We start from the raw sequence: 4,803 nt of genomic DNA, 5'->3' as shown, positions 1-4,803 counted from the left end.
CGATGCTGAGAAGACCCGCGGACGTCGCGTTTTCACGGACGGAGGCCGCGGGCATCAGGCGTCCGCCGCCCGCGCGAGGTCTGCCGGCGAGACGAAGAAGTTGAGCCGGAACTTTCCGATCCGCACCTCGGCGCCGTTGCTGAGCGTGGCGCGGTCGACGCGTTCGCCGTTGACGTACGTGCCGTTGAGCGAGCGCTGGTCGACGAGGTCGAATGTCGTGCCCGATCGGGTGATCTCGGCGTGACGGCGTGACACGGTCACGTCGTCGAAGAAGATGTCGGCCTCGGGATGCCGCCCCACGGTGGTGACGTCGGCATCGAGCAGGTAGCGCGCACCAGCCGTCGGTCCGGAACGGACGAGCAGCAGCGCGGCGCCCGAAGGCAGCGCGTCGATGGCATCGAGTTCGGCCTCGCCCAGTTCGCTGCCGAACGGCACGAACGACAAGTCGGAGTCGTGACCGAAGGTCTGCGTCGTGTCGGCCGCACGGTCGGAATCGTGTGCGTCGGCCCCGGCTGCGCGGCGGATGTCGCCCTCATCGGGTCGGCGGTCGTGCTCCACGGTGTCCTCCTCTGTCTGTTCAGCCTATCCGATCGTCTCGGCCGCGGACGAGGTCGAAAACGCCTGCCGGTCGCGATCCATTCGTCGCGGGGCGCTGATCGCGCAATGTTTCGCCTCGTTTCGCGCGGGATGCCGGCGGTCGGGTGCCCGCCTTAGCCTGGCTTCACCGATCGCACCGATCCGTAGAGAAGGAGCACACCGTGTCCAGCCCGTACAGCCGCATTCCCGCCCTCGAGGTGCGTGAGCGTGCGGCGTGCATGTGCGACCACGGCGACACCTGCTCCTCGTTCGCGCCGGGCCACGCGCTTCATCTCATCCAGGCGCGGCTCGCCTCGGCGACCCCCTCCGACTGGGCCGATGCGATCGTCGCCGAGGCGGACGCGCGCTCGGGCTTCGTGGTCGTCCGCACGCTCGCGGGCGAAGAGATCGCACTGTGGAACGGCACGGGAGCGGCTGCAGCCGCGACGCCGGGCACTCCCGTGGCGCTGCACGAGCGCTATCACGTGCTTGCCATCGGCGCGGCGCGCTTCAACGTGCTGCGCGGCTGAGGCGTCGCCCGTCCGCACAGCCGAAAAGAAAGGCGACGAGCCTCAGCTCATCGCCATCATCATGTCCTTGACGGCCATGCAGGCGTCCATGCACGCCTTGCACGACTGAGCGCACATCTTGCAGACCTCGCTGTGGTCGGCGTGCTCCATGCACTCGTCCATGGTCATCTGGCACATCGCGATGCAGGCGTCGAGCATCGACATCATGACCGCGGGGGTCATGCCCTGCATCCGCATCATCGAGCGCATCATGGTGTTGCACATGTCGGCGCAGTTCATGCAGGCCGTCGCGCACGACATCATCTGCGTCGAGCACACCGTGCATGCCTGCTCGCAGGCCGAGCAGGCGTCCATACAGGCCTGCATCACCGCCATGTCCATGCTCTGCATGCCGGGCATCGACATCATGTCCTTCGACATGGCGCCCATCATCATCGCGTCCATCCGCCGCTTCCTTCCGTCGCCGGGTCGGCGGGCAGATCCCCCGCCTTGCGGCCATGCTAGACCTCGGCCGTCCCGGATCGAAGGGCCGATTAGGCTCGATCGGGTGATGTCACAAACTCTTCACATTCCCCGCACAGCCCGACTGTCCGCGCTGATCGCGGCGCTGACCCTGGTATTTCTCGCGGTGCTGGGCACGGCCTCCCCCGCCGCCGCCCACGACGCGCTCGTCGGCACCGATCCGGCCGTCGACAGTACGGTCGCGCAGCTGCCTCAGCAGGTCACCCTCACGTTCAGCGAAGAGGTCGCCGACGATGAGGGAGCAACGGTGATCGAGGTGAAGGATGCCGCCGGCAAGAGCCTCACAGACGGATCCCCGGTCGTCCAGGACAACACCGTGACGCAGTCCCTCACGGGCGAGGCGTCGGGAGTGGTCACTGTGACATGGAAGATCGTGTCGAGCGACGGGCACCCGACGTCGAACGCATTCTCGTTCACCGTCGAGGGCGCGGCCGAGCCCGCTCCGACACCCACCGAGAGCGCGACGGTCGAGACCGAGCCCGGGTCGCCGACGCCCACCCTCGTCGACGAGGACAACATGGAGGTCGACCCGATCGCCACTCTTTTGGTGAACCCGCTGACGTGGCTCGCGATCGCCATCCTCGTCGGCGCCGTCGTGGCGCTGATCGTGTCTGCGCGCCGCCGTCAGGCCCGTCAGAACGGTTCCGGCCCCGGCTCCGACTCCCCTGCCGACCACTAGGCTGGAAGCATGCCTCACTACGACGTCGCCATCCTCGGCGCGGGGCCCGGCGGGTACGTCGCGGCCGTCCGTGCCTCTCAGCTCGGCCTCAAGGTCGCGATCATCGAAGAGAAGTACTGGGGCGGTGTCTGCCTCAACGTGGGCTGCATCCCGTCGAAGGCGCTGCTCAAGAACGCCGACCTCGCGCACCAGTTCCACCACAAGGCCGAGCTCTTCGGCATCTCGGGTGACGTGCACTTCGACTTCGGGGTCGCGTGGGACCGCAGCCGCACCGTGGCAGCCGGCCACGTCAAGGGCATCCACTACCTGATGAAGAAGAACAAGGTCGACGAGTACGAGGGCCGGGGCTTCTTCACCGGCCCCAACGCGATCCGCGTCACGAAGGCCGACGGCTCGACCGACGACGTCACCTTCGACAACGCGATCATCTCGACCGGCTCGAAGGTGCGCCTGCTGCCGGGCGTGCAGCTGAGCGAGAACGTCGTGACGTACGAGGAGCAGATCCTCGACCGCGACCTGCCCGAGTCGATCGTCATCGTGGGCGCCGGCGCGATCGGCATGGAGTTCGGCTTCGTGCTCACGAACTACGGCGTCAAGGTCACGATCATCGAGTTCCTCGACCGCGCGCTGCCCAACGAGGACGCGGACGTCTCGAAAGAGATCGCGAAGCAGTACAAGTCGTACGGCGTCGACATCCTCACCTCGACCAAGGTCGAGTCGGTCACCGACAACGGCGACAAGGTCACCGTCACGTACACGGCGAAGGACGGCACGGCCGGTTCCATCGACGCCGACAAGGTGCTCATGTCGATCGGCTTCGCGCCGAACGTCGAGGGCTTCGGGCTGGAGAACACCGGCGTGAAGCTCACCGAGCGCGGCGCCATCGACATCGACGACTACATGCGCACGAACGTGCCGCACATCTACGCGATCGGCGACGTGACGGCGAAGCTGCAGCTCGCGCACGTGGCCGAGGCGCAGGGCGTCGTCGCCGCCGAGACGATCGGCAAGGCCGAGACCCAGACGCTGGGCGACTACCGCATGATGCCCCGCGCGACGTTCTGCTCGCCGCAGGTCGCGTCGTTCGGCCTCACCGCGCAGCAGGCGCGCGACGCCGGCTACGACGTCAAGGTCGCGAAGTTCCCGTTCTCGGCCAACGGCAAGGCCAACGGCCTGGGCGAGCCGATCGGCTTCGTGAAGGTCATCGCCGACGGCGAGCACCTGGAGCTGCTGGGCGCGCACATGATCGGCCCGGACGTGTCGGAGCTTCTGCCCGAGCTGACCCTCGCGCAGAAGTGGGACCTCACCGCGCTCGAAGCGGCCCGCAACGTCCACACGCACCCGACGCTGTCGGAGGCCGTGCAGGAGGCCTTCCACGGCCTCGCCGGCCACATGATCAACCTCTGATCGGATCAACGAAGAACGCCCGGAGCCTCAGGCTCCGGGCGTTCTTCGTCGTCCGTCAGGCGCCGAGCGCCCGCGCGAGCTTCGATGCGGATGCCGCCTCGCGGCCGCCCGCGGCGCGCACGGCCTGCTCGGCCGCCGCGAACAGCGCGGCACGATCGGGCGCTGACGCGGGGGCTGCCGGCCCGAGCTCGAACTCCCATTCGCGCCACGTGCGCTGCCTCCCGTCGCGTTCGTCGGTGGCGACGACGTGGTCGTCGACGAACTCGGCGACCAGCCCGCCGTCGGCGTCCTGCAGTGCGTAGGCGGCGCGCTGGTTGCGGATGCGCGCGATCGGGACGTAGTCGGTGGATGCCGCGACCGCCGCGAGTGCGGCGGCGACGGCATCCGGAACAGTCCCCGCCGGGCCGAGCGGCCAGTGCAGCTCGACGCGCCCGCCCTCGGCGTCGCGCGGGCCCTTGATGTGCCAGCCTTCGTCGGGGCCGCCGGTGCGCCGGCGCACGGCATAGCCCGCGCGGGCGAGCGCCAGGTCGGCGGTGTCCAGGTAGACGGCGTCGAGGTCACGCGGCTCCGCCGCGCCGACCGAGACGACCCCCGGCAGGCCCGACCAGTCGGGCAGCGGGGTGTCGTCGTCGACGTCGAACTTCAGCTCGATCTCGACCGAGCGTGCCGGGTGGGCGTGCGGCCCGCCCGGCTCAGTCGTCACGACCGTCGGGATTCGGGTCGATGTCTTCGGTGGCCTCGACGTAGACGAAGCGGGTCTCGGTGGGACCGTCCCCCTCGCCGGTGTTGGCGTCCTCGCCTTCGCGGCGGTAGACGAGCTGTCCCTCGCCGTAGGGAACGATGTACGAGTCGTCGATGGCGGGGTCGAGCGGGATGATCTGTCCGTCGAGGGGTCCGCCGTGAAGTCGTGCGATGGCCATGACGCCAGCGTAGACCCGAACCGGTCCGTGCAAGCGCTTCCAGCTTCTCCCCCTAGAATGCGAGCGTGAAGGCCATCCGAACGTTCACCGTCCGTCCCGTCCTCGCCGCCTCGCTCGCTCCCCTGGACCGGCTCGCCTCCAACTGGCGCTGGTCGTGGAGCCGGGCCAC

At 68.7% G+C, this 4,803-nt stretch carries 7 protein-coding genes; 3 read left to right on the top strand and 4 right to left on the bottom strand.

Annotated elements, in window-relative coordinates; genetic code table 11:
* Positions 1-54: 54 nt before the first annotated feature.
* Positions 55-558 carry an FHA domain-containing protein gene (locus ACTHNQ_RS06625; protein ID WP_018170535.1) on the bottom strand — a complete coding sequence of 168 codons (504 nt, stop codon included), beginning with the start codon at positions 556-558 and terminating at the stop codon, positions 55-57.
* Between the two features lie 200 nt (positions 559-758).
* On the opposite strand from ACTHNQ_RS06625, the gene ACTHNQ_RS06620 reads away from it, so the two are divergent.
* Positions 759-1,106, top strand: coding sequence for a hypothetical protein (locus ACTHNQ_RS06620; RefSeq protein ID WP_026305412.1), 348 nt, complete (start codon positions 759-761; stop codon positions 1,104-1,106).
* A 42-nt stretch (positions 1,107-1,148) separates the two neighbouring features.
* Here ACTHNQ_RS06620 and ACTHNQ_RS06615 read toward each other — a convergent pair whose 3' ends face one another.
* On the bottom strand, positions 1,149-1,550 hold the full coding sequence (locus ACTHNQ_RS06615) for a hypothetical protein (protein WP_440332176.1): 402 nt from the start codon (positions 1,548-1,550) through the stop codon (positions 1,149-1,151).
* A 106-nt stretch (positions 1,551-1,656) separates the two neighbouring features.
* On the opposite strand from ACTHNQ_RS06615, the gene ACTHNQ_RS06610 reads away from it, so the two are divergent.
* A complete protein-coding gene (locus ACTHNQ_RS06610) occupies positions 1,657-2,307 on the top strand; it encodes a copper resistance CopC family protein (protein ID WP_440332175.1) in 651 nt (216 codons plus the stop codon).
* 9 nt (positions 2,308-2,316) lie between these two features.
* The gene (gene lpdA, locus ACTHNQ_RS06605; RefSeq protein WP_440332173.1) at positions 2,317-3,714 is read left to right on the top strand and encodes a dihydrolipoyl dehydrogenase; all 1,398 of its coding nucleotides are present in this window, start codon (positions 2,317-2,319) and stop codon (positions 3,712-3,714) included.
* Positions 3,715-3,769: 55 nt separating this feature from the next.
* Here the strand turns inward: lpdA and ACTHNQ_RS06600 are convergent, their stop codons facing one another.
* Positions 3,770-4,417, bottom strand: coding sequence for a CYTH domain-containing protein (locus tag ACTHNQ_RS06600; protein ID WP_440332171.1), 648 nt, complete (start codon positions 4,415-4,417; stop codon positions 3,770-3,772).
* Positions 4,407-4,634, bottom strand: a complete 228-nt coding sequence (locus tag ACTHNQ_RS06595; protein WP_440332169.1) for a response regulator — start codon at positions 4,632-4,634, stop codon at positions 4,407-4,409. The genes ACTHNQ_RS06600 and ACTHNQ_RS06595 overlap by 11 nt, the downstream gene beginning before the upstream one ends.
* Positions 4,635-4,803 lie beyond the last annotated feature (169 nt).

This window comes from Microbacterium sp. (assembly GCF_051953575.1).
GTDB lineage: Bacteria > Actinomycetota > Actinomycetes > Actinomycetales > Microbacteriaceae > Microbacterium.
This window is presented reverse-complemented; position numbering and strand designations above follow the sequence as displayed.